This is a genomic window from Fibrobacter sp. UWB10 (assembly GCF_900182935.1).
Classification (GTDB): domain Bacteria; phylum Fibrobacterota; class Fibrobacteria; order Fibrobacterales; family Fibrobacteraceae; genus Fibrobacter; species Fibrobacter succinogenes_O.
Genome location: NZ_FXUE01000001.1, coordinates 34,832 through 59,750 on the forward strand (window position 1 = coordinate 34,832; position 24,919 = coordinate 59,750).

Genomic DNA, 24,919 nt, shown 5'->3' on the forward strand with positions numbered 1-24,919 from the left:
GAAAAACAAGATTATGTTGAATAGGATCAAGACACGACTTAAAGCGCTCCCGAAAGTTTATTGGATTTATATAGCTATTCTCTTTGTTGCCGAGATCATAGCCTTTTCACTGCGTCCAGATACGCCAGGGCTTTACACTCATGTTTTGCAGATTCTACCCTTAGTCGTAACGCTCCCGTTTCTGATTTTCAAGAACATCCGCAAAAACTTTAAGCGTACCCTTTTTGCCTTTGCAATCATTTCGTTTATATTCCTCGCACTCGATTACAACTTGGGAGACCTGAACAGAATTGGCCATGCCGGCTTGATCCAGCTCATTCTTACCGCATGCCCCATCGGACTTTTCTGGATTATTCTTTTTGCCCGTTGGAACTTTAGGCATATTAAAACGAAAGAATCCCGAACGGCCCTAATCCTTTCGTGCATCGCATGGGGTTTGTACGCTTTAGCCTACCCGCCCATGCCCTTGGGCCCAGCAGCACTCTTGATTCTTGTTCCCTGGTTCATTGTCTTAAGCAGATTCAGCCGCGGACAAGCATTGTTCGCAACTTTCTGGTCGGGCATGCTCTACAACAGCATCAACTACTACTGGATTTATAACGTGATGCATGTAGAAACCGCCCCTTCGGGACTGATTCTCTTTGGCCTGTTCCTGCTCATCGCCTTCTTTAGCGCATACAACACCTTGGCCGGATTCGTCTACACACTCGCCAAAAATGCCCCGACCAAAATCCGCCCGATTTTATTGGTTCTTTATCCCGTATTTTATGCCGGTCTTGAAATGACCCGAACCTACGGTGACTTTGCATTCCCGTGGAGCCACTTGGGCTATGTTTTCGGCAACAGTTTGGAACTTTTGCAGATGCTTTCTTATATCGGAATTTTCGGATATACAATTCTTGTGATTGCATCGAACCAAGCCGTGGCACACGCTCTCTGCAAAGTTCAAGACATCAAAAAAGCCATCCCTGTTTTAGCGGTTCCCGTATCCATCTTTGTTTTGTTGCTCGTTCATGGAAGCATCGTTTTATCGAATTCCGAAGCAAAGCCATTCTATAATGCCGAAGCCGAAGGCAACCCTTCCATAGCCCTTATTCAGCCAAGCATTGAACAAGGCGCCAAGTGGAGCAAGGAACGTTTCGACAACATTGTCAACAAAACTCTCGGCATGGTAAACGATAGCGTCAAGGAACATGCCGACATCATCGTCCTTGCCGAAACGGCAATTCCAGACCACATTCGCAGACAACCAGGCGTCATCGAACGCTTTCATGAAGTCGCCGACCATAAGAACGCACAGCTTTTGACTGGCGCACTCGACTACCGCCGCAATCCGCGCGGAAGCATTCGCAAATTCGATGTCTACAATGCATCTTTCCTGTTCACTCCGGGCGACTTTCACTTCCCGAAACGCTACATCAAAAAGCACTTGGTGCCTTTTAGCGAACGAATTCCTTTCGATGAAATCTTCCCGATTCTGAACTACGTGGATCTCGGCGAAGGCGATTTTGTCGCCGGCAAAGAAACACCTGTCTACAAGCCGTTCCTTTGGACTCCTTACATTTGTTACGACGCCATTTTTGGCGATCTAGTTCGTGAAGCCATTCGCGAAGGTTCCCGCTTAATGGTGAATATCACCAACGATGGCTGGTTCGGCCGTAGTACCGCCCCCTACCAGCACCTGAACTTGATCCGCTACCGCGCTATTGAAAACGGCATGCCGGTTGCCCGCCTTGCCAACAGTGGCGTTTCGGCATTCATTGACCAGTATGGTCACTACGACGGCAACACCGAAATATTTACCGACCGCGTTGTACAAAGAAAGGTGCCGCTCAAAACTCGCGACACCCTTTACAGCCACATTGGCGACATTGTTGAAAAGTTCTTGCTTTTGTTCTTTGCAGTCTATCTGCTCTCCGCTCTGTTGCTCTCCTTTAAAAGCCGCAAAGCGTAGCTAGAACAAAAGCATCGGCGGCCAGTGTCCTGCCTTGGGGCGTTCCTTGAATTCTACCCCAGGCATAAACTCCTTGAGTTCCAACGTCATTGCTGGCGGCACGGCGCCATCCATTCTGCCATACAACACCTGGGTTTCAGCCGTTATAGGCACAGGCTCATCAATGCGATTTTTCGCAATATACGATAGCCCCTTATACATGGCTTCAGGATTAATTGCCTTTGCGGCTTTCATCCAATCATCTTGCCATTCGCCAAATTCATTTTCGATTAATTCATAAAAAGCATTCAAGGTCGCATCTACGGCAGTCTTTGTCTGGTGCGCAATAAACGATAAATTTTCATTATTCCATTCACTATGTTCCGAACAATAATCTGCATAGGGAGCAAGTAAAATCCATTTCTGGTTCTTAGGGCGATTCTTTGCATTCTTCAAAAGCACAAACGCCCCGAAGCCCCATCCTACAACGGTAGATGCCTCGGCAAGACCATCCAATTCATAGAGATTATCAAGAACAGAAACCATTTTTTCATAGGTAACAAACTGATGATCCGCGTCAGGCGCAACGCCCATAAGATCATCTTCCCAAATCCCCATATCCGAGGCAAAATCCGGAAGCCATATCCACTTTTCGTTCATAACGTGTTCCTAGAATTCTGTTCGTAATACACTTCTAAATATACAGAGTTTTTTCTGAATAGAACACTTATCTCAAAAAAAAATTAATTTCTTTCGTTTTTCTTATTCCAAGAAAGAATATTCCATTTTAGAAGATACGAATAAATTTTACAGTAAAAATTCGTATGAAAAATAATGTTCACGCTATCCTTTTTTAAAATAAACATTATATTTTCAAAGTGATGTTTCAATTAAGGCGACTATCTATCCGTATTACACTCCTTTGCCTGAGTCTTACACTCGGAGCACTGGCTGAAACATCTTTTGAATCGCAAACATTTCCGCAAAGGCCTAGTGAAAGTCAGATTTACGACGACAACCACTTACTTAACGCATCTGAAACACAACTTTTTAACAACCTCGCCTACAAATTCCAGCAAGAAACAGGGATTGAACTCACCTGTGTGCTTGTAGACGACATCGGACACGCCAACCAATTCGAAAAAGGGGACAAGTACGCCAAGTACACGGCCGAACAATGGAACCTCGGCAAAGAAAATGGTGAAGGCATCATGATCTTTGTCGCCCAAAAGCAACGTTGGAAAAACATTGTCGTCACCCCAGGCCTAGAAAAAATCTACAGCGAAAAAAATCTCGCCAAGATTCAACAAAAGACACTCCTCCCCGCCTTCCGCGAAAACAATTACAGCGAAGGAATTCTTTCGCTTTCATACGCACTTGCTAAAATGGGAGCAAAAGCCAAAGGCAAATCTCTTGGTATCGACGAAACCCCATACAAGCTCCGCGAAAATAGTGTTTCGTCACTCATGATTTTATTTATTCTCTTTGTTTCGTTCATGCTTTTAATGGCAAAATTCAGCGGCGGACGCGGAAATGGTATTTTCTGGTTCCTGTTCGGAGGCGCCATCAAGAACAAAAAGAAAGACGAACCCGAAATCGGATTCGGCGGCGGATTCGGAAGCAATCCGCGTGGTTTTGGCGGTGGGTTCGGAAGCGGTTTTGGCAACAGCGGATTCGGGAACAGGGATTCCTGGTGAGGTGATTATGAAAAAGAACCTAAGCATCGTAGAACTTCAAAGGTCCAACTGGCCGGGCATGCTACAGCAAGCCCTGGGCGACAACCTGATTTCGGCGTTCCTGCACGGAGATTGCCTAGTCGAAGGATTCAACGCACTCGAAAGACCTTGGACCGTAAGCTTTATCTTGCGTGACAATTCTACTGCAAGCATCAAGCCTCTGCAAGATCTTTTACGCGAAGCCAAGAAAGAAAACATCGAATTCCGTTACTTCTTTACGCTTAAAGAAATCCAGACCTCCGAAGACGTATTCCCGCTCGAATTCTTGCATATCGCAAACAGGAATGTGGCACTCGCTGGCGCAAAACCGCTGCCCAATTACCAGCCGAATGCAGAATGCCTGCGCCTTGAATGCGAACGCGAACTGCGCGGGCTCTTGATTCACCTGCGCGAAGCCTACATTTACTTACAGCAAGACCGCAATCCGCTCGGATTCTTCGCCCGAGCAAACGCGACATTACTGCCGATTATGTACGGGGTTTACTACCTGATTCACAAGACTTACCCCGAAAACCACCAGCAAATCTTTAATGCCTACCCCGCACTCCGTGCACCAATCAGTAGCAGGAACGAAAAGGCATTCATCGAAAGCATAAATAGCTATATTGCGACCGTCACAGAAATCGTAAACCAGGTCGACACCATGGATGCGGTTTAACGCGGGAAAACTAAATGATTTGCAACAGCATTTTAGGCACCATTCACCATGGTACCTACAAGAAAGTTATCGACGTTCCGTTCGAACGCCACGAGCTCAAAGAGCATTCTATTCGCCGCATCGCCCGTGATGGCGTAGAAATTGAAATCGACATCAACGAAGACATGCAAGAAGGCGATATTCTCGTCGAAACGGACCATTACGTGTACGCCGTCAAAATCTATGTGCCCAAGCCCCCAAAAGAAAACCTTGACCCTGTAAACAAGGTCAAGCATTATCTTTAGCATCACATTTTTAATCCGCGATAGAGCCGAGCAGTCTTTGTGAGCAACAAACCCCAAGCGTTAAGCTGGGGCGGTTGCGAGAGCGAGGCGATATCACATTTTTAATCTGCGATAGAGCCGAGCGGTCTTTTAACGTCCGAGCATTTTCCCGTTGAGAGTTGCAATCCAATGCTTGTTCATCGCCTTGGCCGGAATTCTCATTGTCGTAAGCCCCTTATTGATACGGGTCTTAAACAACACAGCGCCATTCAAGTCTATGAGGGCAAAGGTTCCGCCCAGGCTTGTTTGAATTTCAAGAGATTCGCCGTTTACTGTAAAGAAGTTCGTCGGAGAAAGTCTGCTGAAATCATCCAAACCGACATTCATCGGAGGGGGGTCTGTCTTGTTTTTTTCGTCGCTCTTCCAGTCCGGATCATGAATCACGGGTTCCGTTACAATCGGATTGGCCGGTTCCGAGAATCCGAGTTGCTGGTCCATCCAGGCAATTCTTTCTTTCATTTTCTTACGAAGATGTTCAAATTCGCCATCCCAAGTAGTAGCATTATAGCCGCCCATAGCCATTCCAAAGCCGCCACTCTGGCTGTTGCAGTACTTCATCGGCTCCGGGTCAGTATCGTTTTGGCCACTAGCCTTGCCCAAGTTCGGCCAACGCTTGAAGTTTCTGTCGGCAGCGTTCTTCAAATAGATTTTCATGGAATCCAAGTATGCATCCATCGTCTTGGTGTGCCATACACCGCTACGGAGTTCCGCCCAGCGCTTCTTCAGTTCGCTCTGGTAATGGCTGTCTTTCCACATTCCCAAAAGCCAGTTCGGAGCTTTCAGAGAGCTTCCCATACCCCACATGCCACCGTTGCCTGATTTCTGGCTATTTTCGATTTGCCAACCGGTGACGCCGGAACTTCCAAAGCCGTTTCCACCGCCGCCAAAGCCCCACATACCACCCTGGCCGCCTTGGCCACCGCCATTTTCAGGCTGGCTTCCGTTACTCATGGCAAGGTTAAAGTCCCATGCCGGGCCAAGCGTCACCTTACCGCCCTTACTGTCCTTGGGCTTGTGCAAGAAGAAACTGCACCAGTAAGAGTCCGCATTGTTGGTAATTTCTTCGTGCAACACGTAATCGAGTGCCGAAGTCATGTCCACATAGTTTTCGTATCCGCTACCGTTCTTGCCGTTCTTGAACAAGCCTTCAAGATCGTTCAGGTATTTTTTCAGGTATTCTTCCTGGGCCTTCTGGATATTTTCCTTTTTCGGGTAATGCAAAATGACGTTCAGGCCGTCCGAAGTATTAAAGCCTTCCTTTTCGATGGGACCGCTGCCTGCACCACCCGTATTGGTACCCGTCTTGTCGAATGCCCAAATGTAACCGCCGGTAACGCTGTCGCCCGCGACATCGGTTTCTTTAAGCTTGCTCACGTTTACACGATACTTGCCACGCTTAATCTTTTCGAGAAGCACGTACACACCGCGATAAACACCGTTGATGTACAAGTCAAAATGTCTGCTACGGGGGCTATAATGCCCGGCCTGCCTAAAGAGCCAATGGGCAAGCGCATTACGCATCATACTCTTGTCTACATACGGACCGTGGAACACCCAGTCGTCTCCAGGAGGGAGCCCAAACAGGCTCACGTCCATGCCTTCGCCTTTTTCGTCGCGGACTTCCACGCCGTAACCCGGTTTCGGGAACAAGGCAGAAGATTGACCTCTAACCTTGATGCCAATATCGTAAAGGGTACCCTTGGCACTGTCAGCCACATTGTTCGTCTTACCATCCAACACACGCATGGTTGCCGGAATCTTTTCGGTGACATTCTTGTCAAGGCATTTCTGCTTGGTGTCAACGAAAATAATAGGCAGATCATAGGTCTGTGCAAAGGAGAAAGACGCCAAAAGCGCCGTGCCAGATATAATTTTAGCCCAATAGCCCATATAGTGCCTCCAACTATCTATTGTAAAAATAGATTCAAATGTGTAAGAATTTATGTTAATTTTAGTTAATGTGTTGTGCAATTCAACAACACTCCAACTGCAAAAAACGCGCTATTTTTAACAGAATCAAGGCTTTATTAAGCCATTTTAAAGCATTTTTCACACATTTCGCACACACAGTCAAAACCATATTTTCGTTTAAGAAGTGTGTAAAAATAAAAATATCCACCATGGACAAATCTCAACGCAAGCATTTCATCGCCTAAATAATACCTTCTGCAACCAAAGTTCCCGATTATTCATCCAATAAGCATAAAATTTTTATATAATAATGTAAACCTTAGGCTACAGGAGGTAAACATGTTTACCGAATCAAAAGCACAAAAATGTTTTGCGATTCCGTTTGCGGTCAAGCACGCTTGGCTGTGGATTTTTCTCGCGGTCGTTTTATGCCTTCCGAGCACGACACGCGCAAATGAAAGATTTACTCCCGCGGAACTCGACACACTCGTTTCAACCATAGCATTGTACCCCGACCCACTCCTGGTACAAGTGCTCGCCGCCTCGGTCCATGGCGATGAAATCCCGGGAGCCGCGGATTGGGCAAACCAACACAAGCATCTCAAAGGTCAAGAACTAGCCGACCGAATCGAGTTTGAAGACCTTCCCTATGACGAAAGCGTTCAAGCCCTGATTCCTTTCCCGACCGTGCTTGCCACCATGGCCAAATACCAAATATGGACAGACCAGTTGGGCGACGCTGTTGCTACCCAAAAAGAAGAAGTGATGGACGCCGTTCAGCGTATGCGTAATGCGGCCTATAATTATGGTCACTTACAAAGTAACGAACATGTAAAAGTCATCAAAGAAAAGACGATTATCATCGAACCGGTTCAAAAAGAATACGTTTACGTTCCGGTATACAACCCGCACGTCGTTTTCTACGCTTATTCCAACGGATACCCGGGACTGCGTTACCGCTACGGAGTCTGGCTGGGAGCCTATTACGATTCCTGGGGTTGGGGAACCAGCCGTTTTGAATGGGACACGCACCTGATTTACGTACACGATTATCGTTGGTACCATAACAGGCCTCGCCCGCACCATCCGCTCCGCCACCACAATCCGCCTCCTCCCCATAGGTACCACAGCGCACCTTCCCCGAGGCACGACCACCATATGGCACCCCCTCCGCCAAGACATGACCACCACGCAGTTCCCCCTCCGCCAAGACATGACCACCACGCAGCTCCCCCTGCGCCAAGACACGACCATCATGCGGCACCTCCTACACCAAGACATGACAATCACATGGCTCCTCCGCAGCCTAGGCAACACGACACATACACTCAGCCTTCTAGCAGGCCGACCAAGGTCCCCATGAGCCATGATAACGCGCCGAGGTCTAAAGCCGAAATCGAACGTTCAGTCATACACTCGGACAAGAGAGTTACAGTCAGATCGTCCAACAACAACTGGCAAGACGATTACAACAACCAGGGAAACAATCAAGGTTATGGTAACGCAAGGGATTCTCATAGCAGCCCGAGGCATTACGACGATTCCCACAACAGCAGCCGAAGCCATGGCGACAACGGTCATAACGGTAACAGCCGCGGTGGCTTTAGCAAAAGTATGAGACGATAATCCACATCTTTAAGATGTGCAAACATTCATGAAATCTTTATTCAGCATTCTACCCGTAGCCTTTTTACTCGCCGCTTGTGGCGGGAAAGGCTCTACTGACGCATCGACCGATTCGGATCACGATTCCAAGAATAATCCCCAATATTCGCAATACCCCTGTAAGACAGCCTTAGAGGGGGTTATTGTATATCTAAACAAAGAGAAAGTTGGCTACATATGCCAAGATGAGTATTGGGTTGACTATGAAGATCAGGAGCTGTTTTCAAAACTTGAAAATGGACCCGCCTGTACCGACATAGATAAAATCGCCGTCATTTCCAACAGGACATCGCACACTACCATTGTCTGCCATGACCGCGACTGGTTCTTCGGTGACGAATAACCATTTTACTATATTTTCCAGCGTTAAAAACTAAAGGATTAACCATGGAAATCCCCGAATCTTCGAATTTTGTACAGGACATTATCGTTAACGACCTCGCCACGGGCAAGCGCAAGAGCGTGCACACCCGTTTCCCGCCGGAACCGAACGGATACATTCATATCGGACACGCAAAGTCCATCTGCCTGAACTTCGGTACGGCAAACAAGTACAAGGACTTCGGTGGCGTTACGAACCTGCGCTTTGACGATACGAATCCCACTAAAGAAGATGTGGAATACGTCGATTCCATCCGCGAAGACGTGAAGTGGCTCGGCTTTGAATGGAAGGGCGGCGAATACTTCGCCAGCGACTACTACGACCAGATTTACGCCTTTGCCGAAAAGCTGATTGAAATGGGCAAGGCTTATGTGGAAGACCTGACCCGCGACGAGATGCAGGAATACCGTGGCAACGATGCCGGTAAGCCGAGCCGTCCGAGCCCCTACCGCGACCGCAGCGTCGAAGAGAACATGAAGCTCTTCCGCGAAATGCGCGACGGCAAGTATGCCGACGGTGAAAAGTGCCTCCGTGCCAAGGTGGACCTTTCTAGCCCGAACATGAACATGCGCGACCCGGTCATCTACCGCATTAAGCACTGCACCCACCACCGCACCGGTGACAAGTGGTGCATCTACCCGATGTATGACTTTGCCCACCCGCTCAGCGACTGGATCGAGGGCATTACCCACTCCATCTGTACGCTTGAATTTGAAGCTCACCGTCCGCTGTACGACTGGTTCCTGATTGAACTGGGCCTCGATAACCGCCCGCAGCAGATTGAATTTGCCCGTTTGAACCTCACCTACACCATGATGAGTAAGCGTAAGCTCTTGGAACTGGTGCAGACGAAGGCCGTGATGGGCTGGAACGACCCGCGTATGCCGACCGTTTGCGGTTACCGCCGCCGCGGCTTTACCCCGAGTTCCATCCGTGAATTCTGCGACCGTATCGGCGTTTCCAAAGCCGACTCCATGGTCGATGTGAACTTGCTCTACTTCTGCATCCGCGAAGAATTGAACCAGACCGCCAACCGCGTGATGGCCGTGATTGATCCGGTCAAGCTCGTGATTGACAACTGGGAAGCCGGCAAGGTCGAAATGATCGAAGTGGAAAACAACCCGAACGATCCGAACGCCGGTACGCGCCAAGTTCCGTTCAGCGGAGAACTCTACATCGAAGCCGACGACTTTATGGAAGAACCGCCCAAGAAGTACTTCCGTTTAAAACCCGAAGGCGAAGTCCGCCTGAAGGGCGCTTACTTCGTGACCTGCAAGAGTGTCGAAAAGGACGCCGATGGCAAGGTGAAGGTGATTCACTGCGTCTATGACCCGCAGAGCAAGGGTGGTGAAACTCCCGATGGCCGCAAGGTCAAGGGCACCATCCACTGGGTTTCCGCCGCTCACGCCGTGGACGCCGAAGTACGCCTGATCGACAACCTCTTCACACTCGAAGATCCGGCCGCAGTTCCCGAAGGCGAAGACTGGCACGACTACCTGAACCCGGAATCCATGGTCATCAAGCAGGCCAAGGTGGAACCGAGCCTCGCCAACGCAAAGCTCGAAGACCGCTTCCAGTTCATGCGTCAGGGTTACTTCTGCCTCGACAGCGAGGATTCCAAGCCGGGTCACTTGGTGTTCAACAGAACGGTTGGTCTGAAGGATAGTTTCAACCCGTCGAAGTAATTCGAGACTACAAACAAATTAAAAAGAACGTTCCGGAGCGATTCCGGGGCGTTTTTTCGTGCATTTTGCACTTTTAAGTACCCTTTTGTAAATAAAAAAGCTACATTCAGTATGATAAAGCATCTGAGGCGCTTATGGAAAATGCAAAAAAGACCATTAACCTGTTCCTCAAGAACAAGTTTAACAGCGTAAACGAACTGAAAGCCGAATTGTACAAGGCTGGTGTTGCCGCCATGGAAGAAGGCTGGACGTTCATGGACGCCAGTTTCCAGCTAGGCGGCAAGGCCCGCGACGACGGCATGGACGGCGAAGAGGTCGAACAGACTCTTCGCCGTGCGTTCTCCGCTGAAAAACGCACCACGGAACGCCCAGAAGAAAAGCCTGCAACGCAGAACGCCCAACCGGCTGCGGAAGGCGCCATGCCCCAGACACAAGCTGCGGCCGCCCCGCAGACAGTTGCCATGCCGATTATCACCCCGCTGTCGGCAAACATGATTTCCATGGAACAGATGCTTGCCATGGGCCTCGATACTCAATCCTTGGAATTGTTGCAAAACTTCAAGATTGACCCCGAAGCACTTTCCATTCCTTGGCCCGCAGCAGACTGGCGTAAAGACTTAGCCAAACTTTTGGAAGCGACTTTTGATCCCGAAGAAACGATTTCGTTCAAGGTTTCAAACACTCCCGAAACAACCGAAGAACTTGTATCGAACATTATCGGGCAAGATGACTCTATCAAGAAAATCATGAAGAGTCTCGACAGTCCCGAAGGCGCCCTATTGTGCATTAACGCCGTAAAGGGCGGCGACGACGTCACAGATGAATCTTTCCGTTACCGCTATGTGGTAGTCGACAACCCCAAGATGTCCTTGGCCAAGCAGCTCGCCTACTACAAAGCCTTGAACTTGCCCTGCGCAGCCCTCGTGAACACTGGCGCAAATTCAGTGCAGGCTTGGGTAAAGATTTTTGCAAACGACGAAGAAGAATACAACGAACGCGTAGACTTCCTTTTCAAGACACTTGATTCCCAAGGATTCAAGGTCGACCCGAGCAACAGCAACCCGCACATGATGGTGCGTATGCCGGGCGTGCTCCGCGGCGGTAAGCAGCAATACCTGATTGGCCTGGAACAAGGTGCCAAGAACTTTAAGGAATGGCAAGAATGGGTGGAATATTCTTTGGACGGAAAACCGCTCATTGAACTGGCTAGCGACACCGAAGAAGCCCCCAAGAAAGACCAGACCATTGTCGAAAACATGCTCCGTGCGGGTGAATTCTTCTTGTTCACCGCACCTCCGAAGAGCGGTAAGTCTCTTGCGCTCATGGATTTAGGCCTATCCATTTGCTACGGCGAAGACTGGTTCGGCAATTCAACGTCTTCTAGCGACGTGTTGTTCATCAACTTCGAACTGACCAAGTCTGTGTTCCTGAACCGCCTTTACCTATTGGCCGGCAAGCGCAACTTGAACGCCAGCACCCCGAAATTCGGTTTCTTGAACTTGCGCGGTACGGCTCTTTCACCGATTGAAACAGCCCAGCTCATTGCAAAGCGTATTCAAGGTGCCAAGCGACTCGAAAACCATGATTACCGCGTCGTTGTCATCGACCCGATTTCGGCCGTATTGCACAATCCGAAGTCTACACGCTTGAATGGAGCCCCGCACCAGATTTTGATGCAGATGGTCGACACCATTATCGCCCTCACAGGGTGCGCCGTAGTGTCGTCTTGCAACATTGATGAATACCCCTACCTCGAAGCCCGCGCCGACTCGCTTATCAAGCTTTCGCCGGTGGAAGGCAGCCTGAACCTTTACCAGATTAATGGAACATTCCGCGAATTCCCGAAGATGCTCGCCCGTGAATGCTCCTGGATTTACCCGAGATTCCTTGTATAGCACGAGCCTGCGGCCCTTTGAGCAAAGAGGTCGCAACTACGTTGCTTTGAGGCATGAGTTTATAATGAAGAACGAAAGAATGAAGAACAATTTTAAAGGTACAAACAATCGCGCACGCGGAAATTCCTTGCGTCGCGGCAAAGAACAGACGGAAACCCCGAAAGAAGAAAAGCCGGTACGTAAAGCTCCGGTGACATTCGAAGACATTAAGCAACAGCTCGCCGCCTGGGTTGAAAACGAACATATTCCCGGAAAATTTCAGGCATGGTTTACGGCTGATGCAATACCGGATCACGCAGATTGGCGCATTCTAAAGACTTACCGCGGCAAGCAAGAAATTTTCACAATCGAAGCACCTGCCCGCGGCATGGAAGCCCCCGAACTTGTGACCCGCGTTTTTGAACAAATCAAGAAAGAGCACTTGCATATCTTTAAGAAGGCTCTTCGCCAGATTTGGTTCCGCGCCGTTGGTGACGGACGCTACGCCATGCTTGTACAAGTAAACCTGAAGGGCCGATTCTCAGCCCACGGTTACAAGACTTTCATTGATTTCGTACAAAGAAACTGTCCTGAAGTTATCAGTTGCCACCACATTCAATGCTTGCCCGACCAGCCTTTTGATCCGGCAGGAACTATTCCGATGAAGGTCGAAGCCAAGAGCGCCTTCGGTAGCGACTTTATGCCAATAGGCGAAACTGGAATCAGCATGCATGTGCTGGATTGGACGCCGCGTATTCACGACGCCTGGATTGGCCTCCCGAAACGTATCGAAGATGCAATCCACCCGAATGCAGAAGACAGCTTCTTTGAATTCTATTCCGGAAGTTCTTTTGTAAGCGCCATGCTTGCAAACCGATTCAAACGCGTTGTTTCGATGGATTGCCGCGAATATGCCATGATGTCTTCGCGCTTGAATGCTCGTAACGCCTTGGATGACAACATGAAATTCATCCGCAGTCATGTAGAGCAGGAATTTTTCGGCAAATTCTTCAGCAAGCCCGAAAACGAAGGCCGTTGGACATTCTATTTCAACCTGCCCGGCGACGAACCATTGGCACAGGGAGTTGCTCAAGCTGCAGCCCTTTCGAGACCGGAACGAATTCTTTTGCAGACATCGAACCTTGAAGTAGCGGCACGCACCATCAAGCAATTCAGGAATGAAGGCTACATGCTGCGTAAGAATATCCCGCTTTACCTGGAACCCGGTTCTGGAAAATTCGAGATTCTGTTCCTGTTCGTGCCCGACCGAGTAGGCGTTTTAGGGCAGAATCCGGCTCAAAAACAGCGTTCTAGGACCATTCAGCGCCCACAAGAACGCGTTTCTGGCCGAAAAACGCAAGAAATTCCGCATTTTAGTCAAAAAAGCCCTTCTTTTAAGCAAAGAAAAGGTTAAATTATTGATATAACAGTCTTTAAGGGATTATTATGCGACTTTTAAAATGTGCATCCATCTGTCTGGGTCTTTCGGCATTGTTGGCGTCTGCCTACATTGTTAAGGAAGGCGATACCCTTTGGGACTTGAGTGACGAATTCCTCAAGGACCCTTTTGCCTGGCCAGACCTTTGGGAAAATAACCGCCACATCGAAGACCCGCACTGGATTTATCCGGGCGACTCCATTTACCTGGGCGATTCAATTCGCGAAGGCAATGTGTTGCAGGTCGAAAAGAAGAGCAAATATCCCTGTAATGCATCTATTTCGGACTCCGCTCTCCCGAAGGGCAAGGGTCTGACGGTTGCCAACGCAGGCTGTGACGACGGCGACGAACGCAATAGCGATTTCGAAGGTATGCTCGGCAACCTGCGCGATAAGGACAAGAAGGCCGTCAAGAAGGCCAAACCCAGCGACGAATACTATTATAAGCAGCGTCCGGCACCCAAGATTTTCAACGGCTATTACCAGATTCACGCGCCCGAAATCTATACGCTCGATTCCTTGAAAAAAGACAAGCGCTTTATTTCCATTAAATCGGGCGAAAAGAAGGAACCCCTGATTCACATGCCTGAAACGGAAGTGGTCGTGGGTATCGGTAAGAAAACTGACGCCAATCTGAAGCGTGGCGACCTCGTGGAAATCGTTGATGCTAAAGCAATTAACGTTCCGGCAGCCAAGGGCAGCAGCTTTGACCGCTATGCCTTGCTCCGCCTTGCTGGCATTGCAAAAATCACCGCCATCGGTGACACGCTTTCTCGCGCCAAGATCGTAACGAGCTTCCGCGAAATCAAGATTCACCAGGCCAAGGCAAGACTCAAGCAGCCGCTCAAGACCATCAATGTGTCCGGCTATAGCAAGGTCAAGGAAGCCAAGTTGGACGATTTGGCCATGATCCGCTATTCCATGGACCCGATGCTGATTATCGGCGCATTCTCGTATGTGCTTGCTGATAAAGGCATTAACGAAGGTTACAATACTGGTGACGCGGTCGCTATTTGGGAAGAAGACAAGACTGATGAATCGCTCCCGCCCCGCCTGATTGGCCGAGGCATCATTGCCAGAGCTGCTGACAACGAATCGAGCATTCTCATTCGCGAACTCTATTCCAACAGCAGAAGAATTGAAGTTGGACACAGGGTATCGGTGACCCACCGTGCGCAGATTGTCAAGTAAGAGAATCGCACCAAGCCTACAAGTTCTATAAGGACTGGCAATGCAGGTTTCACGTAATAATCTGCTGTTCGTCCTATTGTTTGCGGGAGGAATTGTCCTCCCGACGGCGATTCTTTCTTTCTTAAGCTTTAGGAACATCCAAAACGAGATTTACCTTTCGCAAAAGAACTTCGACGAAAACCTGAATGCATTCCAAAGCGAAGTCGAAGAAGCGATTGAAAAGGAACAATCCAAAATTTACCAAGAGACCAAAGCGGCCTCATTGTTCTTGTACGAACAGCCACAAGGGCTTTTGGACTTCGGGCATGCGGCTGAATTCAAGTCTGTCGAAGGTCTAGACGCCATATTCCTGTTCAATAACGGAAACTTGATTTACCCGGACATGACGTCCAAAAAATTTTTCAAGTCTTCCAATTTTTCAAATAGCGTACCTTCGCTCCTTGACAAAAAACTTTATCAAGTAGAAACCAGCGGTTTAAAGGACAGCGTTGCCCAAAAGATTTATCTGGAACAGCGGTCCCGGAGTCTTAGACCCACCAGCTTTTTCTTTGAATCCAAAGAAGAACAAGTCCAGAATATTCTGGGGCTGATTCGTTTCTACTACAAGAACAAGAAGTATGACGAAGCATTACACCTGCTCGAAATTCTTGAAAACAACCCGCACCAGCAGGGCTACCTACATGCCGACTTGACCTACGCCGTCTACATGCTCCACTTTGAAATTCTCGTATTCCAAAGAAAGCATCAAGAAGCGCAGGACTACTGCCTTTCTGTTTTAGCTCAATTTTTAGACAAGCAGAACATCGACGACATATCTTCGTCCAGGTACTTCTTTGAATCGGCATTCACGCAAATTCTTTCGTTTGAAAGTCTCTCGCAGGAAAAGCGCGAAGCCTTTTGGAACCTGCGCGAAAACTTCAACCGCCAGTTGGGGTACATGGACATTCTTTTCTACAACAAGGACTTGTTCCACGAAATCTTAAACGACGATGTTTCTTCGAAAGAAGGCATTCTTTACAAGAATACCGAAGAAATTACCTTGTTTAAAATGTCTTACCCATACCTTTCGGGCGACCAAGTAGTAATTGCGGTAATCAACAAAGACGCCTACAAAGCAAGACTGCTGAACAAGATTAAAACGGTCATACAGAGTTACAAGAACATTCCGTTCTCTATTACCGAAAACAGCGACAAACTTGTTATAGGTGAAATCCCGGAAGGGGCTCCGATTATCGCACAACACTACATTTCCGAAGCGTTCGAATGGGAATTTACCTTGTACGAAAAAGACATGCAGGACATTCATAAAGAAACTAGACACCGCATGTTCTTGATGTACGGACTCATGCTGTTTGCGCTGATTACCGTCATTTTCGGTTCGTTCTTCATGTTCAGATTCATTACGCAGGAACGCAAGCTCTTGGCCATGAAGGCAAACTTCTTGTCTAGCGTTTCGCACGAACTGAAAACTCCGCTGACATCCATCAAGATGTTTGCCGAAATGATGGCCCGCGGGCGCTTACAGCGAGCTGAAAAAGTGCAGGAATATTCAACCCTGATTGGTAAAGAAGCTTCAAGACTCGAAAACCTGATTGGAGCCATTCTGAATTACACGCGCATGGAACACGGAACAGGCGCTTTCAAGTGGGAAAAACTCGACTTCTCGATTTGCGCCAAAAAGGTCTTTAACGCTGTTGAAGATATCGGTGTCGAAAAAGGACTTACCTTCTACACGCATTTTGAGCCCAACGTTTTTGTAATGGGCGACTACACAGCGCTTTACAGTTTAGTGCAGAATCTAATCGATAACGCAATAAAGTACACTAATGCTCCCGGCGACATTCATGTTGAAGTCAAGAGTGACAGTGAGTGGGTCATATTCTCGGTAGCAGACACCGGAATTGGCATTGCGGCATCTGAGCAAAAAAATATATTTAATGATTTTTATAGAGTGGGTGACGAAATGACCCGCAGCACCAAGGGGTCGGGACTCGGCCTTGCAACCGTCAAACGCGTTGCCGAAACACACAAGGCAACCATTTCGCTGGTCAGCAAACCCGGGAAAGGATCTACGTTTATCGTCAAGTTTAAAAAGGCAGAATAACCATGAATTTCAAAATACTCATCGTAGAAGACGAAGAAATCATCCGCTTGGGCCTCCAAGATAATTTTGAAATGGAAGGCTATGTCGTAGAAACCGCCTGCGATGGTGAAGAAGCAATTGCCAAGGCTGATTCTTACCAGCCGCATTTGGTGCTTTTGGACTTGATGATTCCGAAAAAGAGCGGCTTTGAAGTTTGCCGCTATATCAGAAACAAGCATCCGGATACCTATATCATTATGCTCACGGCAAAAACCGAAGAAACGAGCAAGGTGGCTGGACTTGAAATGGGTGCCGACGACTACGTGACCAAGCCGTTCTCGATTCTGGAACTTTTGGCCCGCGTCAAGGCATTCCGACGCCGCATTGAACCGCAAAGTGGCAACAACTCGGTTCAGGTTCCTGAAATTCTTGAATTTGCAAACATCAGCATTAACGTCAAGAAGTTTGAAGCAACCAAGGGCGGCATTCCTCTGGACTTGACCACCCGCGAATACCTGATTATGAAATATTTCTGGGCACATCGCGGCGAAGTCATTCTGCGCGAATCCCTGCTCAAGGAAATCTGGGGCTATACCGACGAAAACATGCCTTCTACCCGTACGGTCGACAACCACATTGCAAACCTTCGCCGTAAAATAGAAGACGATTTGGACAACCCTAAGTTTATCATTTCTGTTAGAGGCGCCGGATACAAGTTTGATGCATAAATGAAACAGATAGGAACAAACATAAGGCTTTTGCAATTACGCACGGCAATTACGCTCGTGTGGTTATGCGGGCTTGTTTCTTTCGCTTTTGCAGAGAAAATGGAAACAAGCATTCAAGAAGCACTTTATCTGTTTGAAATGAAGGGCGAAACGGCAGACGCCATCAAGATGCTTGAAAAAGCTGCCATGCAGGGCGACGAAGACGACAAGGAAAAAGCCTATTTCTATCTGGGAAAAATTCAGGAACTTGCCGGCAACAAGACATCGGCAAACTTTTACTACGAGCAAAGTCTAGCCAGGACGAATGAAGTTGCCAAAGCCTACTGGCTTTCGGAACGCGAAAGCGCAACCAGCAGCAAGCCCGAAGCGCTACTGAGAGCACCGCTCCAGTTGAAGAGTCCTATTTTAAGAACCTTCGGAAAAGATCCGACCTTTTTGCTTTTACGCGACGGCACGATTAGCAAAATCGTAGATGACCGCGTCGAAAACATTACTGTCGCTCCCGCCAACAAGCAAATTTTCAATATCGACCGTCAAGGAATCTGGTATCAGCCTATTGACCAGGACAGCCTTGTTTTTAAGGCTTTATATGCCAGCAGCCCCAGCAAGAGTTTCCCCATTACAGACATTACGCACCTCTTGATTGACGGAAACAGGGCGATTGTCCAAGGCGAAAAACAGCTTTCCATTTTAAATAACAAGCGCATTGTAACGCAAATCGCTGACAAATACAACGGCTGCGTTCCGGAAGGCTATTTTGCTCCGACTAACGAATTTGTCTTGAATTGCACCGACAACGCGCTCCATTTTATTTCGCCCGAAGACGGATCGACTAAAAAATCCATTGCCCAATTTGACGTAATTAGAAGTGTTCTTATTGACAAGAACATGCTATTCCTGGTTTCGGGCAATTACCTATATGGCTACATTCCTAAAGCAAGAATTTCTCCCCTTTGGAAAATTTCGGTCAGCAATATCGAAACAATGTTCTCTTTCGAGAAAAGCCTTGTCCTACTTGAAGCTTCCGGAAGAATTTCGCTGATTGACAAAAAAACAGGCCTTATCCGAAAGACAATCCGAAGCGAAGCCTCTTCTGTTTATCCGCTCGCAAAGGGAACTCTCGGGCTATTCTCTAGCGAAGGCGCCATTACCGCGGTTGACACCGTGCTCAACCCTTTGTGGCATTTCAATTTTGCAAAGCCGATTGAGCAATCCCCCATTTACACTAACGGGAATCTCTATCTGTATTTTGGCGACCGAAAACTAGTTTCGCTTTCACCGCATTACTACGGGAAAAAGATTCTGCTCTCTGAAATTATGGCAAGACAGGCAGCCGAAATCACCGAGCACGAAGAATGGGAAGACCTGCCTCCCGTTTTAGATTCGCTTTTCAAACTGGAACCGGGAAATGCCGAGGGGTGGTTCTTCAAAGCACTTTATCTCGAACAAAATAAAGGAAGTGACCGAGACAAACAGAAAGCCTGGTCCGAGGCCGTCCGACTTTCAAGTAGCAATCCGCAAGCGACACAGCTAATTTTAAACCGATTCAGCAAGGCCATTGGCGCAAAATTCGTAACGTTACTGCCGATTTCGCCCAAGACCCGTTACCCGCAATTCTTTAGCAGCAAGAAAATGCTGTACACGATCGACCCTGCAGCAGACAGATTGCTGTGCATTAACGCTGAAACAGGCGAACTGCGCTGGTCAAAATACATTGGAACACTCGACAACAGCCCCGTTATCGATAACGATGAAAACACCCTCGTTATTGCCTCGGGTTACAACATTTTCATTTACGACTTGAACAAGGATACCTCTCCCGCCTCCTTGCAGCTTCCGGGAAAGGCATTCAAGATGAATGTTACCGAAGACGCCATTTACGTTTCTACCTGGAACGGATTCTTGCTCAAAATCCAGAAACCCGACAATAAACTCGCTTGGTCCAGAAAGATATTCTCTGTCCCGTTCCTGCATACCAAATCGGACAAGACAATTTTTGCATGTAACCTCGAAGGAGAACTCGTTTCCCTTGATGACGAAGCCGGACAGACCCAAGAAAATTCTGCTCGCAAGATTCCTGGCCAGGTTTCGCACATGCTCAGCGCAGATTCCATTATTACGGTCGCAAGCGGAAACAAGCTTTATCTATTCAACCAAAAGAAAAAGGATACCCCGCCGCTGCAGATTCTAATGGAAAACGACGTTTCTTCGCTGCAAGTGATTTCTGATGCGGGCGAAAGAAAAATCCTTGTCGGACTTTCGGATCAATCCTTCTTGCTCTACTCTGAAGCAGGCGCCCCTCTGTGGAAATTTAACGGCAAGAACGCTGTATTCCCCAAGCCCTTTGTCAAAGATGGTTTTGCCTGGATAGACCAAGGAAACGAAGTCATTGGAATCTCTTTAAAGACCGGAAAGAAAGAAAGAAAATACAGTACTCCAGGTGGAGCAGGCACACCGTTTATACTAAATCATACTTTGTTCAGTGCCTCTCCAAAGCGCTTGTTGTACGGATTCACTCTATAGTCTAGAAATATGCCCTAAAACAGCATATTTCTGCATCTTGTAAACAAATTTTGGTGGTTTTTTTGTTAAAAACACACTAAATTTATGATATGGTTTACAGGATTACAAAGAAGACTTTGGGAAACATCATGAAAATACGTGCAAGGCAAATATTCACCCTGGCAACAGCCCTAGGCTGCGTTTTCACCGTTGGTTGCAACGAAGAAACTAAGCCCACCGCCGATAAGATCCAGTCGGAATACGATCGCAGCGAAACCCTGTACATCGGAGGCTTTGACTGGACTCCGCCATCTTCGTTTAATCCGTTGGATTACAACCCCAACTTCCCTATCGATGGCAATTGCCGTATTACCTACGAAGCTTTGCTCGCTTACAACCAGTTAAGCGGCGAACTCGAACCCATGCTTGCTGACAGCTACAAGAGCGACGAAAACAAGATTACAGTCCATCTTGATCCTAAGGCAAAATGGAGTAACGGAACCCCCGTTACTGTCGAAGATGTTCTTTACACATTCAAGATTGACTCCCTGCTTCCTACGCCGCGCCATGACAACTGGCAATTCCTGAGCCAAATTACCGACGACGGTAACAACAACATTTCTTTCCATTTCAGCAGCAACAAGAATCCCTTGATTATCTTGAATGCTCTTGCTGAAACATCTATTCTGCCGAAGGCCGTATTCGAGCCGCTCGTCCAGGGGGCGAAGTCCGGTAAGAGCTACGACATGAACCGCATTGCCGAATTCAAGAACGATTCGATGCCTGTGGTTTCAGGTCCTTACAACATCAAGACCTATTCGCCGGACCAGATTGTTTTGGAACGTAATGACAACTACTGGGGCAACTATAAGTTCGGCGGAAAGAAGCCGACTCCCAAGTACATTATTCATTCCCTGTACAATAGCAACAACCAGTTTAACAGCGCCATGACCAAGGGCAACTTGGACATTTCTTCGGTGTTCCTGCCCCGCATTTGGGATAAGGCCAAGGACAGCATTCGCGCCTGGAGCCGCAACGAACCCTACCATCTTCCGGGTTCGATTACGACACTCTTTATTGCCCATACACGTGCTCCGTTTGACGACGTGAACATCCGTCGCGCCATGGTGCACGCCATCAATTTCGAAAAAATCAAGGCACGCGCCGTTTCAAACTACACCCCTGTTATTCAGCCCGGATTCATTCTGCCCTTCGGTACAGAATCCAAGTTCTTTAACAAGGAAGACGCAGACAAGTACGGATATTCCTACGATGTCGAAGAGGCCAAGGAAATCTTGACGAAGGCCGGCTACAGCTGGGATGAAAGTGGCAGACTGCTCGACAAGAACAAAGAGCAGGTTCGCAATATTACCATTGAATGCCCGCAAGGCTGGACCGACTGGGAAGACGCTATCAAGGTTATCGTAGAATCCTTGAACGAAATCGGGCTTGCCGCCGAAGAAAAATTTGTGGACTACAGCGTTTGGGACAAAAACTTGCGCTTGGGTACATTCGATCTCGCCATGAAAACACAGACTGCTGAACTTTCTGCAGCATCTCCTTGGAACAGGTTCGACCAGGTGATGAGTTCTGTTTCTCTCAAGCCCACTGGCGAAGAAGCTTTTGCTAACCAGGGTCGCTACAAGAATGACGATGCAGACAAACTATTATTGAAGATTCCGGCAATCACCAACGAAAAGGAACTGGTCGAAGCTTATCGCGCTTTGAACAGAATCTTTATGGAAACGATTCCGGTACTTCCGGTCATGTATCGTCCTACACAGTATTACCAGTTCTCGACAAAGCACTGGACCAATTTCCCGACCGAAGAAGACCCGTATGCACCGCCGCAGAGCCTTGTGGTTGCCGCCGGCGTGAAGGGTCTCTGGAAGATTACTCCGCAGGCAAATGCGAAGTAAAAAAATCAGATTTTCCACTTTTGAAAACGCCCGTTTACAGGGCGTTTTTCTGTTTTTAGCCCACAAAAAAACTATCTTTATTTCGATACTTCTTAATGGAGGACCCTATGGGTAAGTCTCGTTTTATTTTGCCGAATGCGTTCACTAGCATGAACTTTCTTTTGGGCGTTTTTGCCATTTGCTGGGTGACCGGCGCATTCAGTTCTTTTACCTCTTCTGACCCCATCCGCACCGGTGCTTATTTCATTATCTTGAGCGTTCTCTTGGATAAGCTGGACGGATTTGCCGCTCGTCTCGTGAATGCAAGTTCCGAGTTCGGGGCCCAGTTCGACAGCCTTGCTGACCTGATTGCCTTCGGTCTCGCTCCGGCATTTACCGTTTTCTTTACCTACAAGACCCAGAGCCCGGAATGGTTCCAGGCCAACGGAGTGCTCCTGATTGTCGCATTTGCAATCTACGTGCTTTGCGCCGCCATGCGCCTTGCCAAGTACAATGCCTGCGATAGCGACACCTACCACCACCACTTCTCCGGCCTTCCGTCTACCTTTGCCGGTGCCATCAACGCTATTCTGATTGTCTACCTCAAGCAGAACGGTCTGTTTGAAAACGCAGAAAGCCCGCTCCTGGTTATCCCGGTACTCGTGATGCTGGTAACCGGACTTTTGATGGTAAGCCCGCTCTTCTTGCCCAAGCTCCAGCCCCGCAAGAATCAGCTCTTGAACATTGGCCAGGCAATCCTGATTGTGATTACCTATATCTGCGGATTCCTGTTCATTTCTGACAAGGTTCCGTTTATTTTGGAATACCTGCTCACGCTCTGCTCTGTATACCTGATTGCAGGCTTTACCTTAGGCTTGATTCAGCGTAAGAAGATTATCGAAGAAGCGAAAGAAGGAAAGTAACAAAGCTTTCGCTATAGCGATCAAAGAGCGCTTCTAGCGACATTCGAGGAAGTTCCAGAGTGATGCACTCTGGACTTTTTTGTTCTTTGCACCAAGTGCCGAGACTCCCTGGTGTGGGGTATCCAATGTCGGCATGCCAAGGCAAATTGAAGGATTCGCACAAACTTTTTACAAGATCTGTACATGCCGGAGCATCGACACAAGCCATAGGAGCGTGCATCGAAATAATGCTTTCGGGCGAAAGTTTTTGAATGAGTGCTACGAGCGCAGCCGTTTCCGGCTCACTGCCAGGAGCATTCCCTGCCGACAGGAACGTATCGCGCGGGGCTTCTAGAATGGAGCGTGAGCCTACGGGTTCCTTGCTCCAATTTGCCGTCGGAAAGTTGCGGTTCAAGTCTACCCCATTTGCGTTTCCGCGGGTTCCAAGCGTCATGCCGTCGGGATTTGCACAAAGCACGAAAGCGACCGATTCAAAAGGGTTTTCGAACGCCCGAAGGACTCGGCTCAGCAGAAACGTGGTTTCGGGCTCTTCGCCATGGATTCCAGCAACCACAAGCACGCGGCATGAGTCGGAGCACGGAATGTAGCGCAAGGGCGTACCGAGAACGGAGTGCCCGTATTCAGCAAAGGGCAAGCGAAGGATTCCACGGGTTTCAGGAGCAAAGGGCATAACAGATTCAAGACCTACACAAAATACGGGTAGATGTAATTTTCAGCGAGCGATTCCAAATTATCCAGCAATGCGGATTTGCAAGCGATATCCGTCTTTTCGTAGAGAGCGCGAAGGTCTTTGAGCGAGAAGTTTTCAAGGTATTTTCGCGAGGTCGGCAAGTGCGCGATATGCCACTTTTCGGGCTGAATCTTGCCGCGGCCAGGCACGAATACGCGCTCGAAGCCGAAGGACTCGCCCGCCCCGATTAGTTCGGTCAACTTTTCATGGAAGGGGCGGAACATGCCGTCACATTCGGCGGGGGTGAGTTCCACCTCGTAGCCGGCAGGGCATGCATTGCCATCGACCACGTCTAAATCAGTGCCCAAATGGTGACGGCTTGCGCCAGGGAGCGCCGACCAAGTTAAAATCGCATACATCAATTGTTCTTCGTCTGCCGGGCGCTCCATGGGGAGTCCTTCGGCAGAAAGCAGTTTGAGTTCACCACTTGCCTTGCGATTCCAAATCGAAAGTTGACGTTCGAACGGGCGGTAGGCGGATTCTATGCGGAGAGCAAAACCGCACTTCGCAAAAGTCTCTTTTAATTTGTTGTAATCGCCGAGAACCTGTTTGTCAACAATGTAGCCATCGACCTCAACAAAATCAGCAGAGTCAACCGGACGAAGGCCGTAACAAATCTTGAAGTCCATCAGACATGCCCTCCCATCTTTTCAATCAAATCTAGCCACTGCTTGGTAGTCGCCTTCTTTTTGCGCACGACCTTCTTTTTACCGAGAACCTTAGACACCGCATCGTTCAGCGGAGACGGATTCGCATGAGTCCATGCGATTGCTAAAGCATCGGAAGCATCGAGCGGCAAGCCACTCCCTTGTATTCCGAGGCGCGCAAAAATCATGTTGGCCACTTGTTCCTTGGAAGCGCCACCATCGCCTGTAACCGCCTGTTTGACAACTCGCGGGCTGTATTCGCTATACGTAATTCCGCGCTTGCGGCAGGCCACCAGAACCGCGCCACGAATGTGGCCTAGCACTAGAGCACTCTTGGCATTTTTCGCAAAGAAAATACCTTCCATGCCAAACGATTCGGGCTTGTATTTGTCCAATAATTCTTCGAGCCCGGACACGATATGCAACAGTCGATCTTCGAGCGCATGGCTTGCTGGAGCATGCAAAGTTCCGTATTCCAGGACCTTTACTTTTTGTGCGCTAGATTCAATAAATGCATAACCGGTCGTAATGGTGCCGGGGTCAATTCCAAGGACAATCATACCCTAAAAATAAAAAAGATTTACTACCCTAGCCCAAAAGAAATAACTAGATT

At 48.4% G+C, this 24,919-nt stretch carries 20 protein-coding genes; 15 read left to right on the plus strand and 5 right to left on the minus strand.

Going from position 1 to position 24,919, the window contains the following annotated elements; translation table 11 throughout:
- Nucleotides 1–13 precede the first annotated feature (13 nt).
- A complete protein-coding gene (gene lnt, locus QOL41_RS00175) occupies nucleotides 14–1,954 on the plus strand; it encodes an apolipoprotein N-acyltransferase (RefSeq protein WP_283428167.1) in 1,941 nt (646 codons plus the stop codon).
- Here lnt and QOL41_RS00180 read toward each other — a convergent pair whose 3' ends face one another.
- A complete protein-coding gene (locus QOL41_RS00180; protein WP_283428168.1) occupies nucleotides 1,955–2,593 on the minus strand; it encodes an alpha/beta fold hydrolase in 639 nt (212 codons plus the stop codon).
- 221 nt (nucleotides 2,594–2,814) lie between these two features.
- Here QOL41_RS00180 and QOL41_RS00185 point away from each other — a divergent pair, with 221 nt between their 5' ends.
- The 3 genes from QOL41_RS00185 to QOL41_RS00195 are packed head-to-tail and all read left to right on the plus strand — an operon-like array spanning nucleotide 2,815 to nucleotide 4,611.
- The gene (locus QOL41_RS00185; RefSeq protein ID WP_283428815.1) at nucleotides 2,815–3,630 is read left to right on the plus strand and encodes a TPM domain-containing protein; all 816 of its coding nucleotides are present in this window, start codon (nucleotides 2,815–2,817) and stop codon (nucleotides 3,628–3,630) included.
- Between the two features lie 7 nt (nucleotides 3,631–3,637).
- The gene (locus tag QOL41_RS00190) at nucleotides 3,638–4,327 is read left to right on the plus strand and encodes a hypothetical protein (RefSeq protein WP_173652793.1); all 690 of its coding nucleotides are present in this window, start codon (nucleotides 3,638–3,640) and stop codon (nucleotides 4,325–4,327) included.
- 14 nt (nucleotides 4,328–4,341) lie between these two features.
- Nucleotides 4,342–4,611 (plus strand): hypothetical protein, encoded by a 270-nt coding sequence (locus tag QOL41_RS00195; RefSeq protein ID WP_283428169.1) that lies wholly within the window; start codon nucleotides 4,342–4,344, stop codon nucleotides 4,609–4,611.
- 129 nt (nucleotides 4,612–4,740) lie between these two features.
- On the opposite strand, the gene QOL41_RS00200 is transcribed toward QOL41_RS00195, so the two are convergent.
- Complete coding sequence (locus QOL41_RS00200) at nucleotides 4,741–6,540, minus strand: CotH kinase family protein (protein ID WP_283428170.1); 1,800 nt, start codon at nucleotides 6,538–6,540, stop codon at nucleotides 4,741–4,743.
- A gap of 360 nt (nucleotides 6,541–6,900) precedes the next feature.
- Here QOL41_RS00200 and QOL41_RS00205 point away from each other — a divergent pair, with 360 nt between their 5' ends.
- From QOL41_RS00205 to QOL41_RS00255, 11 genes are all read left to right on the plus strand, one after another.
- Nucleotides 6,901–8,187 (plus strand): DUF3300 domain-containing protein, encoded by a 1,287-nt coding sequence (locus QOL41_RS00205; protein ID WP_283428171.1) that lies wholly within the window; start codon nucleotides 6,901–6,903, stop codon nucleotides 8,185–8,187.
- A gap of 28 nt (nucleotides 8,188–8,215) precedes the next feature.
- Nucleotides 8,216–8,569 (plus strand): hypothetical protein, encoded by a 354-nt coding sequence (locus tag QOL41_RS00210; protein WP_283428172.1) that lies wholly within the window; start codon nucleotides 8,216–8,218, stop codon nucleotides 8,567–8,569.
- A 44-nt stretch (nucleotides 8,570–8,613) separates the two neighbouring features.
- Entirely contained in the window at nucleotides 8,614–10,293 is a 1,680-nt protein-coding gene (locus QOL41_RS00215) for a glutamine--tRNA ligase/YqeY domain fusion protein (protein ID WP_283428173.1), read from the plus strand.
- A gap of 134 nt (nucleotides 10,294–10,427) precedes the next feature.
- Nucleotides 10,428–12,188 (plus strand): AAA family ATPase, encoded by a 1,761-nt coding sequence (locus QOL41_RS00220; RefSeq protein ID WP_283428174.1) that lies wholly within the window; start codon nucleotides 10,428–10,430, stop codon nucleotides 12,186–12,188.
- Nucleotides 12,189–12,252: 64 nt separating this feature from the next.
- On the plus strand, nucleotides 12,253–13,581 hold the full coding sequence (locus tag QOL41_RS00225; protein ID WP_283428175.1) for a hypothetical protein: 1,329 nt from the start codon (nucleotides 12,253–12,255) through the stop codon (nucleotides 13,579–13,581).
- Between the two features lie 32 nt (nucleotides 13,582–13,613).
- Nucleotides 13,614–14,795 carry a LysM peptidoglycan-binding domain-containing protein gene (locus QOL41_RS00230; RefSeq protein ID WP_173652785.1) on the plus strand — a complete coding sequence of 394 codons (1,182 nt, stop codon included), beginning with the start codon at nucleotides 13,614–13,616 and terminating at the stop codon, nucleotides 14,793–14,795.
- 40 nt (nucleotides 14,796–14,835) lie between these two features.
- The gene (locus tag QOL41_RS00235; protein ID WP_283428176.1) at nucleotides 14,836–16,899 is read left to right on the plus strand and encodes a sensor histidine kinase; all 2,064 of its coding nucleotides are present in this window, start codon (nucleotides 14,836–14,838) and stop codon (nucleotides 16,897–16,899) included.
- Between the two features lie 2 nt (nucleotides 16,900–16,901).
- On the plus strand, nucleotides 16,902–17,606 hold the full coding sequence (locus QOL41_RS00240; RefSeq protein ID WP_173652783.1) for a response regulator transcription factor: 705 nt from the start codon (nucleotides 16,902–16,904) through the stop codon (nucleotides 17,604–17,606).
- A gap of 99 nt (nucleotides 17,607–17,705) precedes the next feature.
- A complete protein-coding gene (locus QOL41_RS00245) occupies nucleotides 17,706–20,129 on the plus strand; it encodes a PQQ-binding-like beta-propeller repeat protein (protein ID WP_283428177.1) in 2,424 nt (807 codons plus the stop codon).
- 89 nt (nucleotides 20,130–20,218) lie between these two features.
- A complete protein-coding gene (locus QOL41_RS00250; RefSeq protein WP_283428178.1) occupies nucleotides 20,219–22,027 on the plus strand; it encodes an ABC transporter substrate-binding protein in 1,809 nt (602 codons plus the stop codon).
- A 107-nt stretch (nucleotides 22,028–22,134) separates the two neighbouring features.
- Entirely contained in the window at nucleotides 22,135–22,929 is a 795-nt protein-coding gene (locus tag QOL41_RS00255) for a CDP-alcohol phosphatidyltransferase family protein (protein ID WP_283428179.1), read from the plus strand.
- Here QOL41_RS00255 and mpaA read toward each other — a convergent pair.
- Genes mpaA through ruvC form a run of 3 tightly spaced genes read right to left on the minus strand, consistent with a single transcriptional unit; the run spans nucleotide 22,901 to nucleotide 24,866 of the window.
- A complete protein-coding gene (mpaA, locus tag QOL41_RS00260) occupies nucleotides 22,901–23,599 on the minus strand; it encodes a murein tripeptide amidase MpaA (protein ID WP_283428180.1) in 699 nt (232 codons plus the stop codon). The two genes, QOL41_RS00255 and mpaA, sit on opposite strands and share 29 nt — an antisense overlap.
- A gap of 14 nt (nucleotides 23,600–23,613) precedes the next feature.
- Nucleotides 23,614–24,288, minus strand: a complete 675-nt coding sequence (locus tag QOL41_RS00265; protein ID WP_283428181.1) for a M15 family metallopeptidase — start codon at nucleotides 24,286–24,288, stop codon at nucleotides 23,614–23,616.
- A complete protein-coding gene (ruvC, locus tag QOL41_RS00270; protein ID WP_283428182.1) occupies nucleotides 24,288–24,866 on the minus strand; it encodes a crossover junction endodeoxyribonuclease RuvC in 579 nt (192 codons plus the stop codon). The genes QOL41_RS00265 and ruvC overlap by 1 nt, the downstream gene beginning before the upstream one ends.
- Nucleotides 24,867–24,919 lie beyond the last annotated feature (53 nt).

What these genes read in the sequence shown, in the direction of transcription:
- QOL41_RS00180 (WP_283428168.1), bottom strand. Translation starts at nt 2,593, where the DNA reads ATGAACGAAAAGTGGATATGGCTTCCGGATTTTGCCTCGGATATGGGG.
- QOL41_RS00185 (WP_283428815.1), top strand. Translation starts at nt 2,815, where the DNA reads ATGTTTCAATTAAGGCGACTATCTATCCGTATTACACTCCTTTGCCTG.
- QOL41_RS00255 (WP_283428179.1), top strand. Translation starts at nt 22,135, where the DNA reads ATGGGTAAGTCTCGTTTTATTTTGCCGAATGCGTTCACTAGCATGAAC.
- QOL41_RS00215 (WP_283428173.1), top strand. Translation starts at nt 8,614, where the DNA reads ATGGAAATCCCCGAATCTTCGAATTTTGTACAGGACATTATCGTTAAC.
- QOL41_RS00235 (WP_283428176.1), top strand. Translation starts at nt 14,836, where the DNA reads ATGCAGGTTTCACGTAATAATCTGCTGTTCGTCCTATTGTTTGCGGGA.
- QOL41_RS00195 (WP_283428169.1), top strand. Translation starts at nt 4,342, where the DNA reads ATGATTTGCAACAGCATTTTAGGCACCATTCACCATGGTACCTACAAG.
- QOL41_RS00200 (WP_283428170.1), bottom strand. Translation starts at nt 6,540, where the DNA reads ATGGGCTATTGGGCTAAAATTATATCTGGCACGGCGCTTTTGGCGTCT.
- ruvC (WP_283428182.1), bottom strand. Translation starts at nt 24,866, where the DNA reads ATGATTGTCCTTGGAATTGACCCCGGCACCATTACGACCGGTTATGCA.
- QOL41_RS00230 (WP_173652785.1), top strand. Translation starts at nt 13,614, where the DNA reads ATGCGACTTTTAAAATGTGCATCCATCTGTCTGGGTCTTTCGGCATTG.
- QOL41_RS00210 (WP_283428172.1), top strand. Translation starts at nt 8,216, where the DNA reads ATGAAATCTTTATTCAGCATTCTACCCGTAGCCTTTTTACTCGCCGCT.
- lnt (WP_283428167.1), top strand. Translation starts at nt 14, where the DNA reads ATGTTGAATAGGATCAAGACACGACTTAAAGCGCTCCCGAAAGTTTAT.
- mpaA (WP_283428180.1), bottom strand. Translation starts at nt 23,599, where the DNA reads ATGCCCTTTGCTCCTGAAACCCGTGGAATCCTTCGCTTGCCCTTTGCT.
- QOL41_RS00225 (WP_283428175.1), top strand. Translation starts at nt 12,253, where the DNA reads ATGAAGAACGAAAGAATGAAGAACAATTTTAAAGGTACAAACAATCGC.
- QOL41_RS00205 (WP_283428171.1), top strand. Translation starts at nt 6,901, where the DNA reads ATGTTTACCGAATCAAAAGCACAAAAATGTTTTGCGATTCCGTTTGCG.
- QOL41_RS00190 (WP_173652793.1), top strand. Translation starts at nt 3,638, where the DNA reads ATGAAAAAGAACCTAAGCATCGTAGAACTTCAAAGGTCCAACTGGCCG.
- QOL41_RS00245 (WP_283428177.1), top strand. Translation starts at nt 17,706, where the DNA reads ATGGAAACAAGCATTCAAGAAGCACTTTATCTGTTTGAAATGAAGGGC.
- QOL41_RS00250 (WP_283428178.1), top strand. Translation starts at nt 20,219, where the DNA reads ATGGTTTACAGGATTACAAAGAAGACTTTGGGAAACATCATGAAAATA.
- QOL41_RS00240 (WP_173652783.1), top strand. Translation starts at nt 16,902, where the DNA reads ATGAATTTCAAAATACTCATCGTAGAAGACGAAGAAATCATCCGCTTG.
- QOL41_RS00265 (WP_283428181.1), bottom strand. Translation starts at nt 24,288, where the DNA reads ATGGACTTCAAGATTTGTTACGGCCTTCGTCCGGTTGACTCTGCTGAT.
- QOL41_RS00220 (WP_283428174.1), top strand. Translation starts at nt 10,428, where the DNA reads ATGGAAAATGCAAAAAAGACCATTAACCTGTTCCTCAAGAACAAGTTT.